The 24,118-nt window shown below is 40.2% G+C and carries 27 protein-coding genes and 1 pseudogene; 10 read left to right on the top strand and 18 right to left on the bottom strand.

What is annotated here, in order from left to right:
* From EXE29_RS10450 to EXE29_RS10465, 4 genes and pseudogenes are all read right to left on the bottom strand, one after another.
* A pseudogene (locus EXE29_RS10450) lies at nt 1-200 on the bottom strand (roadblock/LC7 domain-containing protein); the annotation flags it as partial.
* 692 nt (nt 201-892) lie between these two features.
* Nucleotides 893-1,543: a hypothetical protein gene (locus EXE29_RS10455; RefSeq protein WP_106986565.1), complete on the bottom strand. Its 651-nt coding sequence runs from the start codon at nt 1,541-1,543 to the stop codon at nt 893-895.
* Nucleotides 1,544-1,562: 19 nt separating this feature from the next.
* The gene (locus EXE29_RS10460) at nt 1,563-1,991 is read right to left on the bottom strand and encodes a ClpXP protease specificity-enhancing factor (protein ID WP_120364615.1); all 429 of its coding nucleotides are present in this window, start codon (nt 1,989-1,991) and stop codon (nt 1,563-1,565) included.
* Nucleotides 1,992-1,999: 8 nt separating this feature from the next.
* Nucleotides 2,000-2,653, bottom strand: coding sequence for a glutathione S-transferase N-terminal domain-containing protein (locus EXE29_RS10465; protein WP_120364616.1), 654 nt, complete (start codon nt 2,651-2,653; stop codon nt 2,000-2,002).
* A 167-nt stretch (nt 2,654-2,820) separates the two neighbouring features.
* On the opposite strand from EXE29_RS10465, the gene EXE29_RS10470 reads away from it, so the two are divergent.
* Entirely contained in the window at nt 2,821-3,054 is a 234-nt protein-coding gene (locus EXE29_RS10470; RefSeq protein WP_120364617.1) for a hypothetical protein, read from the top strand.
* Between the two features lie 72 nt (nt 3,055-3,126).
* Here the strand turns inward: EXE29_RS10470 and rpsI are convergent, their stop codons facing one another.
* Together rpsI and rplM are read right to left on the bottom strand one after the other, a co-directional pair.
* Entirely contained in the window at nt 3,127-3,513 is a 387-nt protein-coding gene (rpsI, locus tag EXE29_RS10475; protein ID WP_106986570.1) for a 30S ribosomal protein S9, read from the bottom strand.
* Nucleotides 3,514-3,525: 12 nt separating this feature from the next.
* Nucleotides 3,526-3,954, bottom strand: a complete 429-nt coding sequence (gene rplM / locus EXE29_RS10480) for a 50S ribosomal protein L13 (RefSeq protein ID WP_002117832.1) — start codon at nt 3,952-3,954, stop codon at nt 3,526-3,528.
* Between the two features lie 532 nt (nt 3,955-4,486).
* Here rplM and pdxA point away from each other — a divergent pair.
* Genes pdxA through EXE29_RS10495 form a run of 3 tightly spaced genes read left to right on the top strand, consistent with a single transcriptional unit; the run spans nt 4,487 to nt 7,148 of the window.
* A complete protein-coding gene (gene pdxA / locus EXE29_RS10485; protein WP_120364618.1) occupies nt 4,487-5,455 on the top strand; it encodes a 4-hydroxythreonine-4-phosphate dehydrogenase PdxA in 969 nt (322 codons plus the stop codon).
* 30 nt (nt 5,456-5,485) lie between these two features.
* Nucleotides 5,486-6,295, top strand: a complete 810-nt coding sequence (gene rsmA / locus EXE29_RS10490) for a 16S rRNA (adenine(1518)-N(6)/adenine(1519)-N(6))-dimethyltransferase RsmA (protein WP_120364619.1) — start codon at nt 5,486-5,488, stop codon at nt 6,293-6,295.
* A 4-nt stretch (nt 6,296-6,299) separates the two neighbouring features.
* Nucleotides 6,300-7,148 carry a symmetrical bis(5'-nucleosyl)-tetraphosphatase gene (locus tag EXE29_RS10495; protein WP_120364620.1) on the top strand — a complete coding sequence of 283 codons (849 nt, stop codon included), beginning with the start codon at nt 6,300-6,302 and terminating at the stop codon, nt 7,146-7,148.
* A gap of 56 nt (nt 7,149-7,204) precedes the next feature.
* Here the strand turns inward: EXE29_RS10495 and EXE29_RS10500 are convergent, their stop codons facing one another.
* The 7 genes from EXE29_RS10500 to hflX form a co-directional block, all read right to left on the bottom strand.
* Complete coding sequence (locus EXE29_RS10500; protein ID WP_117006352.1) at nt 7,205-7,651, bottom strand: DUF2147 domain-containing protein; 447 nt, start codon at nt 7,649-7,651, stop codon at nt 7,205-7,207.
* A 144-nt stretch (nt 7,652-7,795) separates the two neighbouring features.
* Entirely contained in the window at nt 7,796-8,248 is a 453-nt protein-coding gene (locus EXE29_RS10505) for a DUF2147 domain-containing protein (RefSeq protein WP_410159315.1), read from the bottom strand.
* A gap of 48 nt (nt 8,249-8,296) precedes the next feature.
* Entirely contained in the window at nt 8,297-8,746 is a 450-nt protein-coding gene (locus tag EXE29_RS10510; protein ID WP_106986576.1) for a DUF2147 domain-containing protein, read from the bottom strand.
* 160 nt (nt 8,747-8,906) lie between these two features.
* Complete coding sequence (locus tag EXE29_RS10515; RefSeq protein WP_120364621.1) at nt 8,907-9,347, bottom strand: DUF2147 domain-containing protein; 441 nt, start codon at nt 9,345-9,347, stop codon at nt 8,907-8,909.
* A gap of 94 nt (nt 9,348-9,441) precedes the next feature.
* A complete protein-coding gene (locus EXE29_RS10520) occupies nt 9,442-10,116 on the bottom strand; it encodes an LrgB family protein (RefSeq protein WP_120364622.1) in 675 nt (224 codons plus the stop codon).
* Between the two features lie 9 nt (nt 10,117-10,125).
* Nucleotides 10,126-10,497: a hypothetical protein gene (locus EXE29_RS10525; protein WP_106986579.1), complete on the bottom strand. Its 372-nt coding sequence runs from the start codon at nt 10,495-10,497 to the stop codon at nt 10,126-10,128.
* A gap of 35 nt (nt 10,498-10,532) precedes the next feature.
* Nucleotides 10,533-11,873 carry a ribosome rescue GTPase HflX gene (gene hflX, locus EXE29_RS10530; protein ID WP_120364623.1) on the bottom strand — a complete coding sequence of 447 codons (1,341 nt, stop codon included), beginning with the start codon at nt 11,871-11,873 and terminating at the stop codon, nt 10,533-10,535.
* A 382-nt stretch (nt 11,874-12,255) separates the two neighbouring features.
* Here hflX and EXE29_RS10535 point away from each other — a divergent pair, with 382 nt between their 5' ends.
* The gene (locus tag EXE29_RS10535; RefSeq protein WP_120364624.1) at nt 12,256-13,074 is read left to right on the top strand and encodes a lysophospholipid acyltransferase family protein; all 819 of its coding nucleotides are present in this window, start codon (nt 12,256-12,258) and stop codon (nt 13,072-13,074) included.
* Nucleotides 13,075-13,094: 20 nt separating this feature from the next.
* On the opposite strand, the gene EXE29_RS10540 is transcribed toward EXE29_RS10535, so the two are convergent.
* Nucleotides 13,095-14,726: a phospholipase D-like domain-containing protein gene (locus EXE29_RS10540; RefSeq protein WP_117006356.1), complete on the bottom strand. Its 1,632-nt coding sequence runs from the start codon at nt 14,724-14,726 to the stop codon at nt 13,095-13,097.
* A 103-nt stretch (nt 14,727-14,829) separates the two neighbouring features.
* On the opposite strand from EXE29_RS10540, the gene EXE29_RS10545 reads away from it, so the two are divergent.
* Nucleotides 14,830-15,840, top strand: coding sequence for a metallophosphoesterase (locus EXE29_RS10545; RefSeq protein WP_117006357.1), 1,011 nt, complete (start codon nt 14,830-14,832; stop codon nt 15,838-15,840).
* A 158-nt stretch (nt 15,841-15,998) separates the two neighbouring features.
* The gene (locus tag EXE29_RS10550) at nt 15,999-16,352 is read left to right on the top strand and encodes a hypothetical protein (protein ID WP_106986584.1); all 354 of its coding nucleotides are present in this window, start codon (nt 15,999-16,001) and stop codon (nt 16,350-16,352) included.
* 93 nt (nt 16,353-16,445) lie between these two features.
* Here the strand turns inward: EXE29_RS10550 and EXE29_RS10555 are convergent, their stop codons facing one another.
* Together EXE29_RS10555 and trhA are read right to left on the bottom strand one after the other, a co-directional pair.
* On the bottom strand, nt 16,446-17,756 hold the full coding sequence (locus EXE29_RS10555) for an MFS transporter (RefSeq protein WP_106986585.1): 1,311 nt from the start codon (nt 17,754-17,756) through the stop codon (nt 16,446-16,448).
* 143 nt (nt 17,757-17,899) lie between these two features.
* Nucleotides 17,900-18,544, bottom strand: a complete 645-nt coding sequence (gene trhA, locus EXE29_RS10560) for a PAQR family membrane homeostasis protein TrhA (protein ID WP_171356287.1) — start codon at nt 18,542-18,544, stop codon at nt 17,900-17,902.
* 108 nt (nt 18,545-18,652) lie between these two features.
* On the opposite strand from trhA, the gene EXE29_RS10565 reads away from it, so the two are divergent.
* Genes EXE29_RS10565 through EXE29_RS10575 form a run of 3 tightly spaced genes read left to right on the top strand, consistent with a single transcriptional unit; the run spans nt 18,653 to nt 21,030 of the window.
* On the top strand, nt 18,653-19,873 hold the full coding sequence (locus EXE29_RS10565) for a class I SAM-dependent methyltransferase (RefSeq protein WP_117006358.1): 1,221 nt from the start codon (nt 18,653-18,655) through the stop codon (nt 19,871-19,873).
* A 9-nt stretch (nt 19,874-19,882) separates the two neighbouring features.
* The gene (locus tag EXE29_RS10570; RefSeq protein ID WP_117006359.1) at nt 19,883-20,308 is read left to right on the top strand and encodes a GNAT family N-acetyltransferase; all 426 of its coding nucleotides are present in this window, start codon (nt 19,883-19,885) and stop codon (nt 20,306-20,308) included.
* A gap of 2 nt (nt 20,309-20,310) precedes the next feature.
* Nucleotides 20,311-21,030: an endonuclease/exonuclease/phosphatase family protein gene (locus tag EXE29_RS10575; RefSeq protein ID WP_120364625.1), complete on the top strand. Its 720-nt coding sequence runs from the start codon at nt 20,311-20,313 to the stop codon at nt 21,028-21,030.
* Between the two features lie 55 nt (nt 21,031-21,085).
* Here the strand turns inward: EXE29_RS10575 and EXE29_RS10580 are convergent, their stop codons facing one another.
* Nucleotides 21,086-21,427, bottom strand: coding sequence for a hypothetical protein (locus tag EXE29_RS10580; RefSeq protein WP_120364626.1), 342 nt, complete (start codon nt 21,425-21,427; stop codon nt 21,086-21,088).
* A 323-nt stretch (nt 21,428-21,750) separates the two neighbouring features.
* Nucleotides 21,751-23,883 carry a 3-hydroxyacyl-CoA dehydrogenase NAD-binding domain-containing protein gene (locus EXE29_RS10585; protein WP_120364627.1) on the bottom strand — a complete coding sequence of 711 codons (2,133 nt, stop codon included), beginning with the start codon at nt 23,881-23,883 and terminating at the stop codon, nt 21,751-21,753.
* Between the last annotated feature and the right edge of the window lie 235 nt (nt 23,884-24,118).

Genomic DNA, 24,118 nt, shown 5'->3' on the forward strand with positions numbered 1-24,118 from the left:
ACGATACTATCGTTTAGGTTTAATGACTGTGCTACACGGCGTTTAGCACGAACAACTTCGGTATTACCAGCAGCTGCTAATTCTAAGTCAATATCCCCACCACCTTGAGTCGCTAGTGCAAGGCCACTTTCTCCGTCTACAAGTGCTGCAGCATGAAAACCATCAATACTTGTGAGTGAATCTAATGATACTTTAGCCATAGTTATTTCTCTCTTTCGGTTATACATGTTGTTTATTTATTGTTTGTTACGGTAATTAATTTCAGAGGTTAATTACTTAAATTTATTATTAGCAAAGCAATATATCTTTTCAACGAAATTATTTTTATACGTTATAAATGCATAATTTTTAGATCGAGATTGTGAAAAATGGCGAATAAATAGTGTGCGTTAGTTTGCATTTATGATTTAAAATTTTGTTTAAATCAGACTAAATTACTAAGTTTTGGTAAAATTATTTCAATATTACAAAATGTAATTTGTACGAAAAAACATGAAATTTTACAGGTTTTGCGGGATTGGTTACAAAAGTATACAAAAATATAAATAATTAAGCGTATGATTTTTAGCTCTTAAAAAAATAATAAGCCATATTTTATTACTTAAAAATCTTATTCTTATATAAAGAATTCATATATTAAAATGAAATAAATTAAACACTTACTGTTTAAATGAGTTTTTAATACTTCTAAAAAATCATGCGATTTTGCATGATGTTATTATTATTGCTTATATTATTAGAATAACCGTTAAGTAATTCATTTGTAATTGGCTTAAAAACTGTTGATCGATGTTTTTTTGGCAAGCAATGGGGGGTAAAAAAGCCCAGTTTTAAGTGCTGGGCTTGTATTTAAGTGTGCAATGCAATATTGCTGAAACACTTTGATTTCATATTAAGCAAAAATATTGCAGGCTGCTGAAGCCAAAACCCATAAAACTGCGAGTGCAACAATCGGTTCTAAAATTTTAGACCATGTTGGGATGCTCACAACAGTTTCAGTTTGTGCTTGATCGTCTTGTGTGTGTTGTTGGCTAACCATTTGATTAAACTCCTTCATAGATGCATCTAATGATATATCGTCCTGAGGGATTGGTTTAGAGCCAATAAGTTCTGTTAGGTTGTTTGTTGACCAAACCCAGTCATTTGCTTGTCCAGAAAGATGTTCAATTTGACCAATCAGTAGTTCTCGAATACTGTTTTGTGTATGACTACCCGTATCATGGAGTTGTTTAAGCTCATGTAGCTGAAGAGAAAATATTTCACTGGTGAGAGTTTCTAGTTCTGCTTTAGCAAGAATTGATTCGTTGTGTGCAGAGGTGGTGAGATGTCGAGCAACTTCTTGAATATACAGTGGATCAAGAGCATTAATTTCTTGATAGACTTTGGTTTCGTTTTCACGCCATTGTTGAATTAACTCGCCGAGTGTAAGTGCATTAATTTCTTGAATATGCTCTCGACGTTCTTGGCGGTTAAGTTGACTTAAAAGCGCTGGCTTTTGAGTGTCAATTTGTTCTGAAAAATATTGTACTAAATCAAAAGCCATTCATGTGCTCCGTTAATTTTTAATCTAGCAACCTTAAACTTGGTTTTTTCTTTGGTTGCTCGGTTTGTTCTTCATTGCTTGATTTTAAAGCATTTTGACCTGTATTGATATGTTCATATTCACTTGGATCAAAGAATAAACCTTGACCATTTTCACGGGCATACAGACCAATTACTGCATACATTGGGATATATAAATCACGTGATACGCCACCAAAGCGTGCAGAAAAGCTAATAGCTTCATTGCTAATAAGAAGTGCGTGTACGGCATGTGGTGCAAGGTTTAGCGTAATTTGACCATCTTGAATGAATTGTTCTGGTACGCTGGTGTGGGGTTGTGTTGCATCGACAAGAAGGTAAGGGGTGAGTTGATTGTCACAAACCCATTCATAAATAGCACGCGCTAAATATGGACGTGTGGGTGTGATATTTAATTCTTGTTCAGACATAATAAAACCTATGCTTTAGCTAAGGACATGCCATAACGATTTTTTTCTTGCAATGTCATAGATTTGATAAATGCAGGACGACTAAAAATTCGTTGGCAATATAAATGAATTGGGCGACAGTGTTGTGCAGGTAGTTCGATCCCCATGCTTTTTAAACGCAGAAATATAGGGGCTAGCATGCAATCTAAAATACTTAATTGTTCAGACATAAAATATGGGAAATGCTGAAACAAGGGTGTGAGTGAAATGAGGGTATCGCGTAGTTGCTTTTGTGCTTTAACTCGATTCTCTTCATTCAGTGTATCTGGATGGCGAAGCATAATATCCGCTAATTTCATCCAATCTTGTTCAAAGCGCCAAATGTATTGGCGTTGTTCTGCGCGAGGCATTGGTGCATCGGCATACAGTTTGTTTTGTCGATAGCGATCGTCTAAATATTCTGAAATGATGGAAGTGTTGAAAAGTTTTAACTCATTTTCAATCATCATTGGTAATTGGTTATAAGGATTTAGGCTGGCTAGATCCTCATCATCTTCATCAACAAGAATTAAATTATATTTTATTTGTTTCTCTGCAAGGACATATCGAATCCAATGTGAGCGAAAGTCATCCGCATGGCTGTAAAGCGTAATCCCTTGGAGTGGTGCATTTTCGACTGACATAATCCGAGACGATGAGAAATGAATAAGATAGGATACTAAAATTAGACAGTAAAATCACGGAGACTTTAGCAATATCAATATAGGCGTAGCGAAAATCATTGTTTTGTTTTATCGGTTTTAATCCGATATATTTTAAGGGAATTGACTTAGCTGATCATTAAAACAATATGACCATTGCAGTTGTACAAAAATTACTATTTTTCGGTGCTGTTCTTTTTATGGGTATTGCTTTTTATAATGCCCTTGCTGGTGCTTATGCCTCTGATTATGGCGCAGAGGAGGATAGTCCTGAACAAAAAATAAAAATGACCATCTGCACAACTACACTCATATTGTCGGTTATATGCTTAATTGGGAGTTTGAGTCTTTTTGTTTATCGTATTGTTGTGATAACTGCATAATTGTCATAAAAATTAAGACATAAAAAAGCCTTGGAAAATCCAAGGCTTTTTTGTCCGAATTCGGAAAACGAATTAACGTTTAGAGAATTGAGGACGTTTACGCGCTTTACGTAAACCAAGTTTCTTACGTTCAACTTCACGAGCATCACGAGTAACGAAACCAGCTTGACGAAGAGCAGGTTTAAGAGTTTCGTCAGAAGCGATCAACGCACGAGTAATACCGTGACGGATAGCGCCAGCTTGACCGCCGATACCACCACCAGCAACAGTGATGTAAAGGTCATATTTAGTCGTAGCTTCAAGAAGCTCTAGAGGTTGGTTAACAACCATACGAGCAGTCTCACGACCGAAGTATTGTTCTAAAGAACGGTTGTTAATTACGAGTTTGCCTGTACCAGCTGACAAGAAAACACGTGCAGTTGCGGTCTTACGGCGACCTGTACCATAATTAGTAGCCATGTGCTGTATCCCTTAGATGTCCAAAACTTGTGGCTGTTGAGCAGCGTGTGGATGCTCAGTACCTGCATACACTTTCATCTTCTTGATCATTGCATAACCAAGAGGACCTTTTGGCAACATACCTTTAACAGCTTTTTCAAGAACTGCTTCTGGTTTGTGAGCGATTAACTTTTCAAAGTTAGTTTCGCGGATACCACCAGGGAAACCAGTGTGGCGATAGTATTTCTTATCAAGTGATTTTTTACCAGTCACTTGTACTTGCTCAGCATTGATAACAACGATGTAGTCACCAGTGTCAACGTGAGGAGTATAAGAAGTTTTGTGCTTACCGCGTAAACGACGAGCGATTTCAGTCGCAAGGCGACCTAAAGTTTTGCCAGAAGCATCAACAACGTACCAGTCGTGTTGAACTTCAGCTGGCTTAGCGCTGAGAGTTTTCATTAAACCACTACCTATTATAGTTGGTTTGGACTATGGAAGCTGTCCAAACAAAAGGAGACGCGATTCTAAACGAAAACGTGAAGAATCACAAATGAAAATATAAATTTCAAGCGCTGTATTCTAGTACATTTCTTCAGCAATAAACAGCAGAGAATTCAGAAAATATTAAAAAAGCAGATGAAAATAAATGATGTCAGATTCTAATCTGCTAAATCCGCTCATTTGGATCTTTATTTTTATGATCTGGGTTGCGTTTTCGTAGGGGGATGGAGCACGTTATTTTTAGTATTTATATATTGGATTTGTTTACAGGGTGTTGATGGCGCAATGATCTTTTTTAGATGTTGACTTCAGGTTTCTAGTGTCATTTTTCCATTGATCTATAGATTGGATTGTTGTTGGAAGAAAGATTATCGTGGTTGATGAGTATTTAGGCTCACATATTTTGACCATTCATTTTTAGTCAATTTAATTCGGCCCCTCATGCGTATCGCACAGTATAATAAGAGGATTACACATACAGGATAAACACATGCGTCCTTTATATATTACCAGTGGTGAGCCTGCTGGCATTGGGCCTGATATTAGCTTGAGTTTGGCAGCACGTGTTGATGAGCGACCAATTGTCGTTTTGGCTGACATAGATATGTTGCGCGATCGTGCCAAAATGTTAAATATCAATATTCAGATTATTGAATATAAAGGGCAAGAAGAACCCGCTGCCCAAGGGCAACTGTATGTCGAGCATGTGCCTTTATATGAAGATGTTGTGTTGGGTGTGTTAAATCCGAAAAATGCAGCTTATGTTTTAGAGCAATTACGACGTTCTGCTGATTATGCGATGTCTGGCAAAAGTGTGGGGGTTGCGACAGCGCCTGTGCAGAAGTCAGTGATCAATGAAGCAGGAATTCATTTTAGTGGACATACTGAGTATTATCAGGAATTTGCTGGTGTAGAACGCGTAGTGATGATGCTGGCAACTAAAACTTTACGTGTGGCGTTGGCAACAACACATTTGCCTTTACGTGAAGTGGCAGATGCGATTACTCAAGAACGTTTGCATCAAGTGATTGATATTTTAATTCATGATTTAAAAACCAAATTTAAAAAAGATCATGCGCATATTTTGGTGTGTGGCTTAAATCCGCATGCAGGTGAAGATGGCTATTTGGGCATGGAGGAGATTGAAGTGATTAATCCTGTGCTTGAGCGCTATCGTGCCCAGGGAATCAATATGAGTCTCAGTTTACCTGCGGATACTTTATTTACCCCTGAAAACTTAAAAGATGCAGATGCAGTTTTGGCGATGTATCACGATCAGGGTTTACCTGTGTTAAAATCTCAAGGATTTGGTGAAGCTATCAATATTACTTTGGGCTTACCCTTTGTTCGTACTTCTGTTGATCATGGCACAGCACTCTCCCTCGCAGGCACTGGTTTAGCAAAATGCTCTAGCTTGCATGCTGCTGTGGATTTGGCGCTTGATTTAGCGCATTCATGATTTTGTCTTATTTACACGTTGGAAATGTCTATGTATCAAATTAATGCCCTAAACCCAAAAGACGAAGGGCATCACACGCGTAAGCGTTTTGGGCAAAACTTCTTACATGACCAACGTGTCATTGCTAAAATTGTACGTTCGGTGAATCCGCGTACTGGTGACAATATTGTCGAAATTGGTCCGGGTCTTGCTGCACTTACATCACCTTTAATTGGTGAATGTGATGCTTTAACCGTGGTTGAACTTGACCGTGATTTAGCTGCAGGCTTACCTGGCCGAGTGCCACATCCTGAACGTCTAACTATTGTAGAAACCGACGCATTAAAATACGATTTTACCGAATTGTTTGCCGAAGGTCGTCCTCTGCGTGTAGTCGGGAACTTGCCGTATAATATTTCTACACCTTTGTTATTTCATCTCTTGGAGTTTGGTGACAAAGTCAAAGACATGCACTTCATGCTACAAAAAGAAGTGGTGGATCGCATTACAGCATCGCCAAACACCAAAGAATATGGTCGTTTATCGGTGATGATTCAATACTTCTGTAAACCAACATTTTTGTTTGAAGTACCACCAGGTTCGTTTAATCCGCCACCAAAAGTGACTTCTGCTGTGTTTCGTTTAGAGCCTTATGCAGATAAACCAATTGTCGCGAAAGATGAAAAAGCCTTGGCTCGTTTGGTTTCGCATGTATTTACCCAGCGTCGTAAAACCTTGCGTAATAGCTTAAAAGGGATGTTGGTTGAAGATGGATTTGAAAATGCCGGGGTGGATCCGATGGCTCGTCCAGAGACCTTAACATTGGCTCAATTCGTTGCTTTAGCTGATCAAATGGTTTAACAAAATGACACGCGCAGTTCGATATAATTATGTAATTGGTGATGTGCAGGGCTGTTTTGAAGCTTTAAAAGCATTACTCAAAGAAATTAAGTTTGATGCAGATCAAGATTTTTTGTGGTTTGCGGGTGACTTGGTTGCTCGTGGAGAAAACTCTTTGGGCGCAATTCGCTTTATCAAGAAGTTAGTTGATAATGGCGTAGCTGCAACTGTGCTCGGCAATCATGATTTAAATTTATTGGCAGTTGCGCGTGGTATTAAAGAGATTAAGCCACAGGACAAGACTGAAGATGTTATTCATGCCTTAGAAAGTGATGACTTGATTCAATGGCTTCGTCAGCAACCACTGTGTTTATTTCCGAATGAACATACCGTGATTACGCATGCCGGTATTCCATGCAATTGGAGCGTAGAGCAAACTGCTCGTTTAGCCAAAGAAGTAGAAGCTGTACTTTCAGATGAAGACTTTGCGGTATTGGATGATTTTTTAGCAAATATGTATGGCAAGAAGCCAACGCTTTGGTCTGACGATTTAACGGGTCATGAGCGTTTACGTTGTATTACCAATTATTTGACTCGTATGCGCTTAACCGATGCAGAAGGTCGCTTAGAGTTTAGTTTTAAAGACTCACTCGATGATCCAATGCCAGAAGGATTCAAGCCATGGTTTGAATTTGAATCACAGGCGGCTCAGACCCATCAGGTAATTTTTGGACATTGGGCGGCACTACAAGGCAAAACCATTTCGACACAGATTCAAAATGTCGATGGTGGCTGTGTATGGGGTAATCAGTTACTTGCTTACCGTTTGGAAGATCAAAGCCTGTTTTCGGTAGACAATCCAGTACAACTGTAGATATTAAAAGATAATCATAAAAAAAGCCCCTATTGAGGGGCTTTTTTTATACTGGATTAATCTAAACGAATCCAAGTTTGGTTACGACCTAAGACTGATACGCCGATACTGGCACGAATGGTTAAGCGTTTACCTGTGCTATTTAAGCGGACTTTAGCGTCATATACATTGCCTGAAAGAGGGTCAATAATACGACCTTTTTCATAGTTATTGGTGCCTTTAATATGCTTTAAACCTTTAATGATTTCCATGCCTAAAATTGGCTGGTTCGTATACGGGGCAGGGCATTTGTTGCAGGTCTTTTGCGGTGTATAGCCTGGGCGTGGGGTAACTTTAATAATTTTACCTGTATAGCTATTATTGTCATCTTGTTGAATTGAGATAATTGCCTTGGCAGCCCCTGATTTATCATCAATTTGTTGCCAAAAACCAGAGATATCTTCTGCAAAAGAATGTCCTGCAAAACACAAGGTACTTACAGCAAGCAAAATACTTTTCAACATGATCGTCCAAACCCCCTAAAAAAGCTTTTTAATTTGCGGGCCTATGTTATAAAGTTTACTAGAATAGTCAACTTTATTTTTTAAAAAATGATCAATATAAAGTAGAAAAACCGCCTTGTGGCGGTTTTTGATAGGTCGGAAAAATTAGTCTTGACGAAGCCATGTTTGGCTACGGCCTAGGGCTGAAACACCCATATAGCCACGAAGCGTTAGGCGTTTACCATTGCCATTAATACGAACTTTTGCATCATAAACTTTGCCTGAAAGTGGGTCGATCACGCGACCTTTTTCATAGTTTTCTGTACCATCTACATGCTTTAACCCAGTTAGGATATCCATGCCTAAAATAGGTTGATTCGTATAGGGTGCAGGACAGTTATTACAGGTTTTTTGAGGAGTATAACCTGGGCGTGGGGTCACCTTAATAATTTTACCTGTAAACGTACCATTGTTTTCTTTGCGAATTTCAATCAATGCTTTTGGGGAACCTGACTTATCATCAATTTGTTGCCAAAGGCCAGATAAGTCTTGAGCAGCAACAGAGCCTGCCATGAACACACCCATCAAAAGTGTTGTAAGTTTGAGCTTTTTCATCATGCTATCCTTTTTATGATTTTGAGCTTATAGAGCAAAGAAACTAAGCAATTATTCTTGGCGAATCCACATTTGTGTACGGCCAATTGCTGATATTCCAATATAGCCACGTAAGTGCAAGCGTTTGCCATTTGACATTAACTTGCCTTTTAGGCTGTACATTTTCCCGGATAAAGGATCAAGAATTTTTCCTTCATCGTAGTTGTTTTCGTCCACCAATTTGAGGCCTTTAAATACTTCTAAGCCTAAAATAGGTTGGTCTGTATAGGGTTGTGGGCAATTTACACATTTTTCTCGTGGCGTATAACCTGGTCGAGGTGTGATCTTGATAATCTTTCCACTAAAAGACCCGTTGGTATCTTTTTTAATTTCAATGAGTGCTTTAGGTGAACCTGTTTTATCGTCAATTTGTTTCCAAACCCCAGTGAGGTCCTGGGCAAAACCCGATGTACTTAAAAAGAGTAAACCGATGAGAGATGCCCATTTGGTATTTTTATGCATCGTTCTTCTTCCTAGTTATTAAACTGTTCAATCTTTGAACTTAGTTTCATGTTAGGTAAGAATCTCTTGACGTGCAACTAGCTTTTGATAAAAAACTTCATAAAAAATGAATTTTGCCAAGAAAAATGTGACGAAATTCATATTTTATTTTGACTAATTGTTAGTCTTGGCGAATCCATGTTTGACTGCGACCTAATGCAGAGACTCCAACATAGCCACGTAGTGTTAAACGTTTACCATTTGGGCTTAATTTTGCCTTGGTGCTATAAATTTTTCCTGAAAGCGGATCTAAAATTTGGCCACGATCAAAATTATTGTCTGTACTCTCACGTAAGCCTGTGAGGACATCTAAACCCAAAATAGGTTTATTGGTATAAGGCGCAGGGCAACCTACACACGTTTCTTTTGGGGTATAGCCTGCACGTGGTGTGATACGAATAACTTTGGCTGTGTACGTCCCGTTATTGGCTTTACGGATTTCTAAAAGTGCTTTAGGTGAACCTGTTTTATCATCAATATTTTGCCAAAGACCAGTTAAATCGTTGGCAAAGGCAAGGCTAGAGAGTGAGATAAGGACTAGTGCTGACATCAATTTACGCATGAATAAAAGCTCCTATTTATCTATTAATTCATTCACTTATTTAATTATAAGTGGAATAAACGAATGGAACAATGAGGGAAAAATGATCACTCAGTCATATTTTTTGTAGCATTAAAATGAAAGATGGCAGCCAAATTGCAGTGAATACTGCATTAACAGCCATACCAAAGGCTGCATAGCGACCAGCAATGCTTCCTCGTTGCCATGCTTGCGCTGTTCCAATGGCATGGGCAGCTAGCCCAAGTGCAAGGCCAGAGGCGCGTTCATCGTTAATGTGCCTGAGGATAAATGGTGAAAATGCAGCACCAATCACACCAGATAAAATGACAATTAAAATAGCTAAACTGACTGGCGCTTGAAGCAAGGTTGCAATATTGATGGCAATAGGGGTCGTCACTGCTCGTGTTGCAAAGGCCATGATGGTGGCATCGGATAAGTGCAAGAGATAGGCAAGTCCCATTGGCAGGGCGACAGCGCTAATACTGGCAAAAATAAGAATACTGACAATTCCCTTTAGTGGGAGGTCATCATAGCGCATGGCAGCCAGTGGTATCGCCAATGCAACGGTTACATAGCCCAGTAAGTGATTAAACAATGGGTTTACTTGTGACATATATTGCTCATAAGGAATGCCAAATACAGCAAGAAGCGCAATGACAAAACACATTGCAATCACAATCACAGGAATTTGTGGTAGGACTTTATTGATGGGTTTCGCGCAGATATAAGCAATAATGGTTAATACGAAGGCAAGGAGGATAGTCAGCATAAATTTCTCCTATAGCCACGTTTTAGAGATTTTGGCATACACCCAAAGCGGGATGAGCGTGCTAACAACTAATACGGTTAAAAATAGCGGAATTTCTTTGCCCATATGCATGAGCATCAGCAAAGAACCTGCACTAATGGGTAAGAAAGCAAAGGCGCTTTCTTTCATGATTTTATTGTTGGTATCAATCATGCGTGCTGGCAGATGCTTGAACTTACGCCATAATAACAGCACGGCCAGTAAGCTCAGCAGACCTACTAAGTTTCCAAGTTCTGGATGGTTAAATTGCCCCATGAGCCAGACCGCACCTTCACGAAAAATAATAATCAGTGCAACAGTGCCGACCCATGCTTTCCAATCGAGTGTTTTAATCCAATCCATTCTTGATCTTTCATTAAAATTTTATTTCTTTTGTTTTAACTGATTTGATCATCGATTTCAAATTCTTCTAGGGGACGTTGAAACTGCTGAGCACGTTCACTTAAGATTTCTTCAAGCGGTAAATGCGCTTGTTTAATCAATTGTTCAAGTTTATGTGGCGACATAATAACATGTAATTTTAAGTTGCCATGATCATCATAATGTTCGGATTGAATGACATTGAGGACATAAAACTGCGTGCGTAATTTGCCATAGGCTGGTTTTAGCGAGAGCTCAAAGCTTTGCATATTTCCCATTAAGCATTCATGCACAGCTTGGCGTAAATAATTGAGTCCTTGCGAGGTATGCGCAGATACATAGACACGCTCAGGTTGGTGTGGGCGATGATAAACAATTTTCGCTTGTTCACCTGATTGATCAATTTTATTGTAAACGCGTAATACAGGCACATCTGCACCAATTTCACGGAGGACTTTTTCTACTGCTTCAATTTGCTCAAGCATATCTGGGCTACTCGAGTCGATGACGTGCAGTAATAAACTGGCTTCGACTGTTTCCTCAAGCGTTGCTTTAAAGGATTCAACCAATGAATGCGATAAGTTACGTACAAAACCAACCGTATCTGCCAAGACTAAGTTACCAATCCCGTCCCAGGTTAAACGGCGTAAGGTTGGATCAAGTGTGGCAAACAGTTGGTCAGCTGCGTAGACATCACTGCCTGCTAAGATATTAAACAATGTGGATTTTCCTGCGTTGGTATAACCCACTAAAGATACCGTTGGTACAGCGGCTTTTTTACGCGCAATACGACCTTGTATACGGGTTTGGCGGACTTTTTCAATGCGCTCTTTGAGTTGACCCATACGGATTCGAAGCAAACGGCGGTCTGTTTCAAGTACAGTTTCGCCTGGGCCTCTTAGACCAATACCGCCTTTTTGGCTGTCTAGGTTGCCACGACTGCGGATTAGGCGTGAAGCCATGTGTTGTAACTGCGCCAATTCGACCTGTAACTTACCTTCATAGGTACGTGCGCGTTGTGCAAAAATGTCTAGGATCAGTTCAGTCCGATCTACGACACGGCAATGCATGATTTTTTCAAGATTACGTGCTTGGGCAGGCGTGAGCGCATGGTCAAAAATGACTAGATCTGCCTCAAGTGCTTGAACTACTTCGGCAATTTCTTCGGCTTTACCTGAACCAATAAACAGCTTGGCATCTGGCTTAATACGTGAGGCATGAATATGTTGCAGAATCTCGGCACCAGCCGATTGCGCAAGTAGATGAAATTCTTCAGCATCGAGATCATCCAGCATTTGTACTGCTACACTGACCAAAATAACGCGATCGCCACTGTGCTGTTTATTCAAATGATTCACCCAGCCAATAATTTATAGATTAAACAGCTATTTTAGGCGAAAACTCAGGTGCCGAGCAAAGTACTACTTTAAAATACCCACGAAAAAAGTAAGGCAAAGCTCAGCATAAAACCAATATAGAGCAATGAAAGGCCACCAATCATCGCTAAAGCGGTGTGTTTTGACAGTTGTTCTGACTGAAGGTCGAGCTTGTGCATGAGAATGTGGATCTATTAATTCAATAGTATTATATTAATTGATTTGTTTATTCGATAAAAATGGGAAAAAGAAATCACAGTTTTCGGTTTTTATGATCAATGTAAAATTTCAACACGCAGTATAGTATGATGCGTGAAAGGCATTTTATGTCACGAAATACAATATTTTTAACAGCGATCATTTTATGACTCAACCTGTAGTACATCCACAAACAAACTCTAAAGGCGTCTCCCGATTTGTGCTTTATGTTCGAAAAGTCGTGGCCATGGTCGTTGCTGTAAGTGCAGGGTTTTATTTGGTGTTTCGTCACCGTTTATATAAAGATCCGAACAATCCTAAAAATACCCGTTATGTGCAGTACTTTTGTCGCAAACTGTGTAAGGTGTTTAACATTGATGTGAAGGTACATGGTGAAATACCGCGTGAACCTGCACTGTGGGTGAGTAATCATATTTCTTGGCTAGATATTGCTGTTTTGGGATCAGGTGCACGGGTGTTCTTTTTGGCCAAAGCAGAAATTGAGTCTTGGCCTTTATTGGGCAAGTTAGCGAAGGGTGGTGGAACTTTATTTATTAAACGTGGCTCAGGTGATTCCATGCGAATTCGTGAGCAAATGACTGATTTTTTAAAACAAGATAGTCCAGTATTATTTTTTCCAGAAGCCACCACAACAGATGGTACTCGAATTAAAAAGGTACATGGCCGCTTATTAGGTGCAGCCATTGAGGCGCAAAAACCTGTACAAATTTGCTTAATTTGCTATGTCAATCAGCAAGGTGAGCTGGATATGGTGGCGCCATTTATTGATGATATGACCTTTGCACAGCATGTAAAAAATGTGCTTGAAATGCCAGAAGTTACAGCGCATTTAATGAGTTTGCCTGCCATTGATTCGACAGGGCATACGGTAGATAGCTTAACAGCTGAAGTACAACAGAAGATGACAGAAGGCCTTGTGGCGTTACAAGCAAAAGTACTTCATACATCGCCTGTTGCATCTTAAACAGCATGCTAAGAAGGCTTTTACATAAAGCCTTCGATTGGTAACCAAGCAATCATTTTCATGCCAGCACGTTGCCACCATTTCATTTTTGGCTCTTTTTCATAGGTTCGAATTTGCTCATTGGCCAGCTTAATTTTCCAGTTAATATTTTGGTTGGCATCTAAGACCAGTTTATAGGCAAACTTACTTAAGTTTTCATCCATTGTATGGTGTACGGCTTTGGCCAATTGTGGGCTATATAGCAAGACACCAATTTCGGTATTGAGATAAGCCGAACGTGGATCAAAGTTAAATGAACCAATAAAGACCTGTTTTTCATCTAGTGCCATCAGTTTGGCATGTAAACTTGAACGGCTCAGCCCTTTAATGCTGACTTTGGCTTTTTTGGCCAATTCATCAGTATTGGCATTTAAGTTTTCAATATTTGGATTGGCCAAAAATTCATACAATTGCACGTCATTTTTGAGCAAGTCTTCGCGATATTTGGCATAAAACGCATGTACAACAGGCACGTCATTGGCCTTAAATGAGTTGGTCAGTACCCGTACTTTCGTGCCATGTGCAGCCAAATCGATTAATTGTTTTGCGCCCTTTTTTTCAGGGACAAAATATGCAGAAACAATATCGATGCTTTCATTTGGACGGTCTAAATGATTCAGCAATTGAAAGTTTAGATGTTCTTCTTTTTTTGCTTTGGCTTTAATTTTACTCGGTGAATCTTTGACTACTTCGGCTTTAACCCAGTCCAGTTGAATACTGTTGTTGAGCCAATTGTCAAAGGCATGGGAGCGGTTGGCCAAGTTTAAATAGTTTTGTACTGTTACTTCTTGATCATGCTTTTCTAATTGTTGTTTCAGTTCAGGAAAACGCAATGTGTAATGGCGTGGATTGACCAATTGCTTTACCGGGAAAGCGTAATCGTCGTTCCAGTATTCATCAAAAGAATGCACAATTTCATCAGATGCAGAACCCACCAACATCACATCTACATCAGAAAATTGATAGTTATCACTGACATTGTAATATTGATTACTCATATTACGGCCACCAATTAAAGCGATTTGGTTATCTGCAATAAAGCTTTTGTTGTGCATACGACGGTTGATGCGTTTTAAATCGAGCAACATATCCATTGCGCGATAATGTCGAAAGCGATAGGGGTTATACAATTTGACGTCAATATTGGTGTGCTGATCAAGCGCAAGATAAATGCCTTCCATTTTCTTGGCATTGTTGTCGTCAATTAATAAACGAACTTTTACCCCACGATCTGCCGCTTGAATAATCGAATGCAGGGCCATTGAGCCAATTTTGTCATTGTCCCAAATGTAATATTGTAGATCGAGCGTTTTTTCGGCTTTATTGATGAGCTCTAATCGGGCTGCCAGTGCTTCAAGCGGGTCATATAAGACGTGATAACCCGTTAAACCCGGCTTAGCATCGCGTAAAGGGGTAATAATTTTGCCTAAGGTAGTTTGTTCTGTGGGTGTACTAAAACCGTACTCAACAGGTTGCTGGACTTGCTTGGGTAATGTTGTACATGCAGGAATACCTAAACATAAGCTCACACTGAGTAAGACCGCTGTTTTTTTTGTTGGACGCGATGTTTGAGTGGGGGCTAAGTGCTGAGCTTTGGGCTGGGCATTCGTCATATAGTAAGCTAATTTCAAAATTAGATTTGAGTATAGTGGCGAGCTATGAAAAGATAAATATAGTGACTAAGAAAACTGATCGATTAACTGATAGAGCAGATATATGTGGGATATGAATTCCGTGGTGATTTATTTTTATATAGCAATGGGACTCTTGGCTATTTGGGCCATCTCTCAGGCATGGCTGAGCCAATCACGAACGGAAACCATACATCCTTTTAAGGCCTTTGTTCACCTATTGGCTTTTTATTGCTCCTATTTATTAATTCCGCTGTTTTTCTTTAGCTTTTATGCGGGATGGAGTGGTTATTACGCCGTACATGAAGCTATTTTTATTGCCTTCATTACGGGGCTATTATGCTATGCACGTTTTATTGAGCCACATTTTATACAGGTAAAAACCCTTAAATATCAGCTTCACGAAGACCGTAAAATGCTGAAGCCTGTCAAAATTGCACTCATTGCAGATTTACATATTGGGTTGTTTTCGGGCCATGAACGTCAGTTAAAGCAAATTGTTGAAAAATTAAATGAACATAAGCCCGATTTAGTGGTGGTTGCAGGCGATTGGACTTATGAACCTGAAAATAAATTGGCTGAAGAATTGGCTGTGTTACAGCAAATTGATGCACCTGTTTATTCAGTCAATGGTAATCATGATGAGCAATATCCTGGACCACCGATACAAGAATTGCTAAATCGTGCCTTAAGCCAAAACAACGTAATGGATATTGAAGGGCAGGTGGTTGAGTTTAATGAATTTCGTTTAATTGGCATTGGTGATTTATGGGCAGGTAAAGCCGATATGCGCTTTATGCCACAGTTACCGCAAGATAAACCTTGGATTATTTTATCGCATAATCCAGATACGGTAGATATGGTACCTGAACTTCCAACACGTCCATTAATGCTGTCGGGGCATACACATGGTGGCCAAGTGGAATTGCCATGGCTGACCGATTATGTGATGAAAAAAGTTTCGATATTAGGTCATAAAAAAGGTTTATATCAGCATGAACATGCAGATGTGTTTGTGACTGTAGGCACGGGGATGGTCGGTGTGCCATTTCGTTTTCGTGTGCCACCAACCATCGATATTATTGAGTTGATTTAAACACAGCTCTTGTGAAGAGATTCACAGATTCTTTATATTAGAGTGGTGCTGGCTAAAATGATAAAAGCAACATCATGATGATTGAAAACACATTGTTATGCGGATAGTGTAAATGTAGTTTTGGCACAAGATCATTTTAATTACTTGAGAATAATTATATGTCAGAATTTTATAAAGAAGTGGGTACCTTATTTGGCTTGGATGAGCAACAAGCTGAGCATTTAAATCTAGGATTGGTACAACTTGCACAAGAGTTTAATCGTGCGTCTGAAGTGAGTGATCAGGCGTTTTCTGCACAGTTTTACCAAAAATTTGAGCAATTAGCATTGACCAGTGGTATTCAAGAAGATGAGATCGAAGCTTTGGTGAATGTGCTGTATTTTAATGATGTGCACCAGCAGGTCGTGACCTATATTGTGCCGAGTTATTATAATTCGGGTGGTGATCCAGAGCAGTTTGCGGATACTTACCAACTGATGATGGATGACTTGCAGCAAGAGCTGGAAGATTAATCTTGATATTGAATAATTGCTTGGCTTGCACAGCGCTAGAGTGAAATAAAAACGCCAGCATCATTGCTGGCGTTTTTATATGCATGACAAGACTTAGATTTGGTTGTTTACGTCATCATTTTTCGTTTCACGGATCAGCAAGAATGCGATCAATGAAAGAATAGACGCGGCAGTAAGGTAGTAACCTACAGCATATAAACCATAACCTGTCGCAAGTTTAGTTGCGATTAATGGCGCGAAAGATGCACCAAAAATACCTGCCAAGTTAAAAGTCAGTGCAGAACCAGTATAACGTACTGAAGTCGGGAATATTTCAGACAATACTGTACCAATTGGGCCGTAAGTTAAGCCCATAATGGCTAAACCAATACACAAGAATAAGAACACAATAGCTGTGCTACCAGACTCAAGTAAGCTAGAGAACATGAGGCCAAAGATTGCTGAAACTACACACACAGCAATTGAAGTGGTTTTTCGACCGAATTTTTCGGCAAAAACTGCTGACAATGGAATGAATGCTGCAAAGCAAAGCGTTGCAACCAATTGGAGTTTAAGGAACTCTTCACGTGTATAACCGAGTTGAGTTGTTCCCCATTGCAAAGCAAATACTGTAGTTAGGTAGAACACAACGAAAGTACAGATGGCTGCAATTGTACCTAAAATGAGCATGCCCCAATGCTTGGTTATCACTTCTTTAAACGGAATATTAACTTCTTTTTGTTTGTTTAAAACATTTTGGAACGCAGGCGTTTCATGAAGTTTTAAACGAATCCAAAGGCCCATAATCACTAGCAATGCGCTAGAGATAAATGGAATACGCCAGCCCCATTGCATGAAGTCGGCTTCAGACATGAAGTGACCTAATGTGAGGAATGAACCTGTTGCAAGAATAAAGCCGATAGGAGCTCCGAGTTGAGGGAACATACCATACCAAGCTCGTTTGCCTTCAGGTGCATTTTCTGTTGCCAGAAGTACTGCACCAGACCATTCACCACCTAAACCTAAACCTTGACCTAAACGGCACAGTGCCAATAACAACGGCGCAAAAATACCAATTTGTGCATAGGTTGGGAGTAAGCCAATACAAACGGTGGAAAGCCCCATGGTCAGCAAGGCTGCGACCAAGGTGGCCTTACGACCAATTCGGTCGCCTAAATGGCCAAAGAGTGCTGCGCCAATCGGGCGAGCAATGAAGGCAATTGCAAACGTAGCCAAAGACTGAATTGTCGCCGTCATCGGATCTGTACTTGCAGGGAAGAACAAATGCGGGAAAATAATAACGGCAGCCGTTGCATAAATATAGAAATCAAAAAATTCGATTGTAGTACCTACAAGGCTGGCTGTAAGTACACGAAATTTTGAATTGGTTGCTGGCGCTTGCGCAGCAGAATTTGTTGACGCCATGATAGACCTTACACTTACTAAAAATAAAAAAAACTTAGTTTTAAAAGCGTAATCTTTTTAAAAAAGGCGTAATTTCTTAAAAAAACAACAGCAATCTTCTCTGTTCTACTCGCTCAGGGTCGCTGAAATGAAGAAAGAGATGATTAAATCACGTACAGATAGATGGACAGGAAGTGTGATCCTGCACCTAACAATACAAAAATATGCCAGATAGCGTGGGTATATCTTACTCTTTTTAATGCATAAAACAATGCGCCTACGGTGTAAGAAAGCCCACCAATGATTAAAAAGGTTAAAGCTTGAGCGCTTAAAAAGTGTTTCATATCATCAATGACCAATAAAGCCAGCCAGCCCATAGCCAAATAAGCAAAGAGTGATACTTTTTGGAAAGAGTTAATGAATATTAACTTGAATAGTGTACCTACTATAGCGATGACCCACAGAGCAATTAATAAGTAGTGTGCTTTAGTGGTGGGAATAGCAATGGCTAAAAATGGGGTATAGGTTCCTGCGATTAAATAATAAATAGCCGTATGGTCGAGTTTTTTATAAAAATAGCGTCGATCGGCAGTGGTCGACATGTGATAAAGCATAGACGCAGAAAATAATAACACCATGCTCAAGGCATAAACGCATAGCCCGAACCATTGCCATGCAGGCAAATAAGCCCCTTTAATGACCAATAAAATACCAGCAATAAGGGCTAAAACTGCACCTACACCATGGCTGAGATAATTAATTCGTTCTTCAAGCGGGTCATAATCTGGAATCAGTGGAGCGTTGTTTATCATTTAATGTCGCCCAATATTTAAAATATACAGATGTATAATAATTGAAATTTGCATTTGTCGTAAGAAGATTTAAACTTTAGCTGCAATTATTTTTAGGTTTAAAGTATGTCCGCTTCGGCTTCTCTCTTTCCACAGGAACAGCAACTCCTTGATGTATTTCAGCAAGCGATTGATAAGCATCAATTTGAGCGCTTGATCCTGAGTCAATACAAGGGTGAACTTGAGCAGCTTGAAAAATTGACCTTAAGAGTCATTTCACTACAGCAACAACCTATGCTGAGTATTTTATACCGATATAAAACTCAAGATGTCACTAAAAATTATCCTTTAAGTGAAGCTTTGGATATTGTGCGTGAGTTATTACTGTGTTGTAAGCAGGCCAATTTATTTACGGCCACTGAAGAATTACAGCTGAAGAAAAACAAGAAAAAAGCCATGCTCACTGTCACTCAGCATAAGGCTGTCGCTAAGTCTGGGGCTGAACAGCAAGGCCATGACCGTGTTAAGCACCGTTATGTTGATCAGGACAGTTTATTTTTGCAACCGCTGGGCATTACAGATGCCAAAGCGCAAATCGTTCCAAGCATGGCCCGCAAATGGAAACAGATTAATAAGTTTGTTGAGATCTGTGCGGGGGCAGTAGAACAAATTCAGCAGCCTGATCGGCCTTTGCATATTGTCGACTTTGGTTCAGGTAAAGGTTATTTAACCTTTGCGCTGTATGACTATTTGGCAAAGCATCAGCAAACGCCTTTTGTGACAGGTGTTGAACTGAATCCGAAAATGGTTGAGTTTTGTCAAAATGTATCTGCTCAGGCAGGTTTTGAGCAGCTCGGTTTTTTCCAAGGTGATGTACGTACATACGAGCCAGAACGCTTGGATGTGATGATTGCCTTACATGCGTGTGATGTCGCGACGGATTTTGCGATTCATACGGGCATTCGTTTAAATGCGCAGATGATTATGTGCGCACCGTGTTGTCATAAAGAATTGCGTCCACAACTGACTGCGCCAAAAGTACTTTCACCGATGTTACAGTTTGGTATTCATGCAGGGCAACAGGCGGAAATGCTGACCGATACGATTCGGGCTTTATTGTTGAAAGCCTATGGTTATGAAACTAAAGTGTTTGAGTTTGTGGCCTTGGAGCATACCAGTAAGAACAAAATGATTTTGGCGGTTAAGCGTCAAGATTATAGTGAGCCAGATCAGGCTGTATTAGCACAAATACAAGCATTGAAAGAGATGTATGGGATTCAAAAGCATTCATTAGAATTGCTCTTGAATGATCAGTGGGACCAGCAAGATATTGGCTGTAAATGCTGAGAAAACGTGATGTCTAACTTCAAAGTTTTGTCTGGTGGATGGAGCGAATTGCAATCCGCAGTGGGGCCTGTGCGTGAAGCAGTTTTTATTCGAGAACAACAGATTGCTCCAGCTGATGAGTGGGATGCACAAGACTTGGTAAGTCTGCATTTTGCAGTCATGGATGGTGAAGCGTGTATTGCGACTGCGCGATTACTGGAAAATCACAGTATTGGCCGTGTAGCAGTGCTGTCTTCATCTCGTGGCAAAGGCATAGGCAAATTGTTGATGCTTGCTGTGATTGAGGTTGCAAAAAAACAGGGCAGACCTTTTGTTAAGTTGTCATCTCAAGTTCATGCGATTGAGTTTTATGTAGGGCTTGGCTTTAAGGTACAAGGTGAGGAATATCTCGATTGCGGTATTCCGCATATAGACATGCGACTCGAACTGGAATAAAGATGAAAATCATCACTTGGAATTGCAATGGCGCTTTTCGTAAAAAGGTTGAGGCTATTTTGCAATTTCAAGCAGATATTTATGTCATTCAAGAATGTGAAAGTCCTGAACAGGCGAATGGCTTGTATCAGCGTTATTTTTCAGATTTTCTTTGGAAAGGTGAAAATAAAAATAAAGGACTAGGGATCTTTGTTCGCGCAGGTATAAAGCTTAAAGCACTGCATTTACCTGATGAAAATCTTGAGCTTTTTTTGCCTGTGTTACTCAATGATACAGTACAGTTACTTGCAGTTTGGGCGAAACAAGCCAATTCTCCGACTTTTCAATATATTGGCCAGATTTGGAAGTATTTGCAGCTTAACTTGGCGCAACTCGATGAGACAGTACTGATCTGCGGGGATTTCAATAGCAATTCAAAATGGGATGTTTGGGATCGCTGGTGGAATCATTCAGATGTGGTCAGCATGCTGGAAAAACAAAATATTTTTAGTGTTTATCATCGCGCCTTGGCAGAGCAACAAGGCCATGAAAGTCAGCCGACCTTCTTTCTTCAGCGCAATCCACTTAAGGCTTATCATATCGATTATATTTTTGCATCCGATCAATATTGGAATCTAAAAAATGTAAAGTTGAGGATAGGTGATGTCCAAGATTGGCTGAGCCTCAGTGATCATTTGCCTCTGTGTTGTGATATCAATCCATTTACTAAAACACGCATGTGAACATCTTTTAAAATAAAAAAAGCGCTGTAGATCAGCGCTTTTTTTATACAGGAGATCAGTGGCCGTGAGCGGTTTCTGATGATGCTCCATGTGACATGCCATCCATATTTGCATGCTCACTTTCACTCATATTCATATCTTCAGCCGTTTGATTGCGCGCAGCTTCACGTGCTTGTTTTTGCTGCTGTGCTTCAGCCATTTGTTCCTGAGACATCGCAGGCGCATTTTTAAAAGCATGTTGCTGGGTATTGTCTTTCTTTTGCTGGCTTGGCATGTAATCTGGTTCATTGCTGACAGCAAGCCAGAAAAAGCCCATGAACAAGGCACCCAAAATACAGGAAATAATGAGTGCTTTCCAACCCCAAGGTGATTTTTCAGGAGATGTAGAATCGGTCATGATGGATTCCAATAATCAAATAATCAACGAGATGTTATCTTATAACATGGAATGACTGAATTAGGGATGATTATCTAGGAAAGTCATGATTATTTTAAGGTTTTTATTTGTCCCCAAAAAGCAGATTGCTTGAACAATAAATTGAGATCAATTCATGTATTTGTTTTTATTGAACGGGCTATCTCATCCATGATCTATCGTCCTCACTAGATCCAATTTTTTCCTCTGAAGTGCAATTTATTCGGCCTTTAAAATGCTTTAGTGTGGCTATATAAAATAAAAAAGGAGCACTTGGCTCCTTTTTTAAATATGAAACGGATGGCTTAGATCAATTCACCCTTTGCTACTTTATCCTTCAACAATTGCGGCGCTTTAAAGCGTTCGCCGTATTTTGCTTCTAGTGTATTGGCACGCAATAGCGCTTTTTCCAATCCATATTGATTTAAGAATTGCAAAGCACCGCCTGTCCAAGGGGCAAAACCAATACCGAAAATTGATCCGACATTGCCATCGACAGTTGATTCTAAAACACCTTCTTCTAAGCAGCACAAGGTATCGAGTGATTGTACAAACAGGAAGCGGTCAATCATTTCCTGTTCAGAAATATTGCTATCCTTTTGCCATTTGCTTAAGCCATCCCAGAGATGCTTTTTACCGCCTTCAGGATATTCATAAAAACCTGCACCAGCTGCTTTACCTTTACGTCCGAACTCATGAATCATCGTTTGAATAACGTCATCCGCACCTGAGCGAGGCAAGTCTTTGCCTTCAGCTTGTAGGGCTTTACGGGTCTCAGCAGCAACATGCTCAGATAACGTTAAAGACACTTCATCTTGAATGGCCAATGGACCTACAGGCATGCCGGCTTTCAGCGCAGCCATTTCAATGCGGGCAGGGTGCACACCTTCAGACAGCAGACGTAAACCTTCTTGTACAAAAGTGCCAAAGACACGGCTGGTAAAGAACCCGCGACTGTCATTGACTACAATTGGTGTTTTGCCAATTTGCTGTACATAGTCATAGGCTTTGGCTAAGGTTTCAGCTGACGTGTTTTTACCTTTAATAATTTCGACCAATTGCATTTTGTCGACAGGACTAAAGAAATGCAGCCCGATAAATTTAGCTTGATCTTGGGATGCCTGTGCCAAGCCTGAAATCGGTAAAGTAGAGGTATTTGATGCAAAAATGCCGCTATCTGCCAGGTAGGCTTCGGCTTCTTGCGTCACTTTGGCTTTCAGTTCGACATTTTCAAATACCGCTTCAATGATTAAGTCGCAGCCTTGTAGATCTGCAGCATCTGCAGTGGCATGAATCAGTCCTAAAACTTGATCACGTTTTTCTGCACTTAAACGACCTTGAGATACTTTTTTATCCAGCAGTTTTTGGCTATAGGCTTTGCCTTTTTCAGCAGCTTCTACAGAAACATCCTTGAGTACAACAGCAATGCCTTTTGATGCTGTGGTATAAGCAATGCCTGCGCCCATCATGCCTGCGCCTAAAATGCCGACTTTTGTGGCTTGCCATTTCGCGACGTCTTTTGGACGGCTTGCACCTGATTTGATGGCGTTAAGGCCATGCCAGAAGGTGCCGATCATGTTTTTAGAAATTTGACCTGTTGCAAGGTAAGTAAAGTAACGTGATTCAATGGTGAGCGCCGTATCGACATCCACCTGAGCGCCTTCAACAGCAGCCGACATAATGGCTTCAGGCGCAGGGTAACAGCCCTTGGTTTTGTCACGCAGCATAGCAGGGGCAATGGCGAGCATTTGCGCCACAGCAGGTGTGGATGGCGTACCGCCCGGAATTTTATAGCCTTTTACATCATAAGGCTGTTGTGATTTTGGATTGGCTTTGACCCAAGTAATAGCTTTGTCCATCAAGTCTTCAAGGCTATCTGCAGTGTCTTGAATGAGCCCCAATGATTTGGCTTTTTCGACACCAATTTGTTTGCCTTCCATTAAGAGTGGAAATGCATTTTGCAAACCCAATAAACGTACCATGCGTACAATACCGCCACCGCCCGGCAGTAAGCCTAAGGTCACTTCAGGCAAGCCAAACTTTGCCTTAGCATCATTGAGTGCAATACGATAATGACAGCCAAGAGCTAACTCCCAGCCACCGCCAAGCGCTGTGCCATTTAAAGCGGCCACAACTGGAATGCCACGGGTTTCGATATAACGAAGTTTGGCTTTCATCTCTTCAATCATATTGAAGAATTCAGTTGCATGCTCAGGTGTAGCTTGAATCAGTTCATCTAAATCACCGCCGGCGAAGAAGGTTTTTTTGTTCGAGCGGAAAATGATCCCTGCGATGTTTTCGTCAGCTTGCAGTTTGTCTACTGTTTCAGCCAGTGCAGCACGGAAATCTGCATTCATGGTGTTGGCAGATTGGTTTGGAGAATCTAAAGTTAAAATGACGATATTGTCGGCATTTTTTTCAAATTGAATTGCGCTCATAAATTTTATCCAAATATTTTTATGACTTTGCTAGTGATTTTTGAGATTTAAATTATTCATCGTCACTACGGAGTCTTTCCAAATTTATTCATTACTGTTATTTCATTTCAGCTAAAGCGGTGCTTTAGCTTCATTCAGGTTCGACCTACCTTGCGAAATACATTTCTCATTCGGCAAAATGAGGAGCGATGCTCCGCAAGAAAACCATTTGGCATCCACAAAACCTGTCAACTAA

The organism is Acinetobacter sp. WCHAc060006, from assembly GCF_004209135.1.
Taxonomy (GTDB): domain Bacteria; phylum Pseudomonadota; class Gammaproteobacteria; order Pseudomonadales; family Moraxellaceae; genus Acinetobacter; species Acinetobacter cumulans.

Excerpts from the sequence above, each read along its gene's own strand:
- EXE29_RS10540 (WP_117006356.1), bottom strand. The coding sequence starts at position 14,726 with ATGACGAATGCCCAGCCCAAAGCTCAGCACTTAGCCCCCACTCAAACA.
- rplM (WP_002117832.1), bottom strand. The coding sequence starts at position 3,954 with ATGAAAACTCTCAGCGCTAAGCCAGCTGAAGTTCAACACGACTGGTAC.
- EXE29_RS10535 (WP_120364624.1), top strand. The coding sequence starts at position 12,256 with ATGACTCAACCTGTAGTACATCCACAAACAAACTCTAAAGGCGTCTCC.
- EXE29_RS10550 (WP_106986584.1), top strand. The coding sequence starts at position 15,999 with ATGTCAGAATTTTATAAAGAAGTGGGTACCTTATTTGGCTTGGATGAG.
- EXE29_RS10580 (WP_120364626.1), bottom strand. The coding sequence starts at position 21,427 with ATGACCGATTCTACATCTCCTGAAAAATCACCTTGGGGTTGGAAAGCA.
- pdxA (WP_120364618.1), top strand. The coding sequence starts at position 4,487 with ATGCGTCCTTTATATATTACCAGTGGTGAGCCTGCTGGCATTGGGCCT.
- EXE29_RS10585 (WP_120364627.1), bottom strand. The coding sequence starts at position 23,883 with ATGAGCGCAATTCAATTTGAAAAAAATGCCGACAATATCGTCATTTTA.
- EXE29_RS10525 (WP_106986579.1), bottom strand. The coding sequence starts at position 10,497 with ATGGATTGGATTAAAACACTCGATTGGAAAGCATGGGTCGGCACTGTT.
- EXE29_RS10515 (WP_120364621.1), bottom strand. The coding sequence starts at position 9,347 with ATGCGTAAATTGATGTCAGCACTAGTCCTTATCTCACTCTCTAGCCTT.
- EXE29_RS10545 (WP_117006357.1), top strand. The coding sequence starts at position 14,830 with ATGTGGGATATGAATTCCGTGGTGATTTATTTTTATATAGCAATGGGA.
- EXE29_RS10495 (WP_120364620.1), top strand. The coding sequence starts at position 6,300 with ATGACACGCGCAGTTCGATATAATTATGTAATTGGTGATGTGCAGGGC.
- EXE29_RS10455 (WP_106986565.1), bottom strand. The coding sequence starts at position 1,543 with ATGGCTTTTGATTTAGTACAATATTTTTCAGAACAAATTGACACTCAA.
- EXE29_RS10575 (WP_120364625.1), top strand. The coding sequence starts at position 20,311 with ATGAAAATCATCACTTGGAATTGCAATGGCGCTTTTCGTAAAAAGGTT.
- EXE29_RS10510 (WP_106986576.1), bottom strand. The coding sequence starts at position 8,746 with ATGCATAAAAATACCAAATGGGCATCTCTCATCGGTTTACTCTTTTTA.
- EXE29_RS10460 (WP_120364615.1), bottom strand. The coding sequence starts at position 1,991 with ATGTCTGAACAAGAATTAAATATCACACCCACACGTCCATATTTAGCG.
- EXE29_RS10470 (WP_120364617.1), top strand. The coding sequence starts at position 2,821 with ATGACCATTGCAGTTGTACAAAAATTACTATTTTTCGGTGCTGTTCTT.
- rsmA (WP_120364619.1), top strand. The coding sequence starts at position 5,486 with ATGTATCAAATTAATGCCCTAAACCCAAAAGACGAAGGGCATCACACG.
- EXE29_RS10555 (WP_106986585.1), bottom strand. The coding sequence starts at position 17,756 with ATGGCGTCAACAAATTCTGCTGCGCAAGCGCCAGCAACCAATTCAAAA.
- EXE29_RS10520 (WP_120364622.1), bottom strand. The coding sequence starts at position 10,116 with ATGCTGACTATCCTCCTTGCCTTCGTATTAACCATTATTGCTTATATC.
- EXE29_RS10505 (WP_410159315.1), bottom strand. The coding sequence starts at position 8,248 with ATGATGAAAAAGCTCAAACTTACAACACTTTTGATGGGTGTGTTCATG.
- EXE29_RS10570 (WP_117006359.1), top strand. The coding sequence starts at position 19,883 with ATGTCTAACTTCAAAGTTTTGTCTGGTGGATGGAGCGAATTGCAATCC.
- rpsI (WP_106986570.1), bottom strand. The coding sequence starts at position 3,513 with ATGGCTACTAATTATGGTACAGGTCGCCGTAAGACCGCAACTGCACGT.
- EXE29_RS10565 (WP_117006358.1), top strand. The coding sequence starts at position 18,653 with ATGTCCGCTTCGGCTTCTCTCTTTCCACAGGAACAGCAACTCCTTGAT.
- EXE29_RS10500 (WP_117006352.1), bottom strand. The coding sequence starts at position 7,651 with ATGTTGAAAAGTATTTTGCTTGCTGTAAGTACCTTGTGTTTTGCAGGA.
- EXE29_RS10465 (WP_120364616.1), bottom strand. The coding sequence starts at position 2,653 with ATGTCAGTCGAAAATGCACCACTCCAAGGGATTACGCTTTACAGCCAT.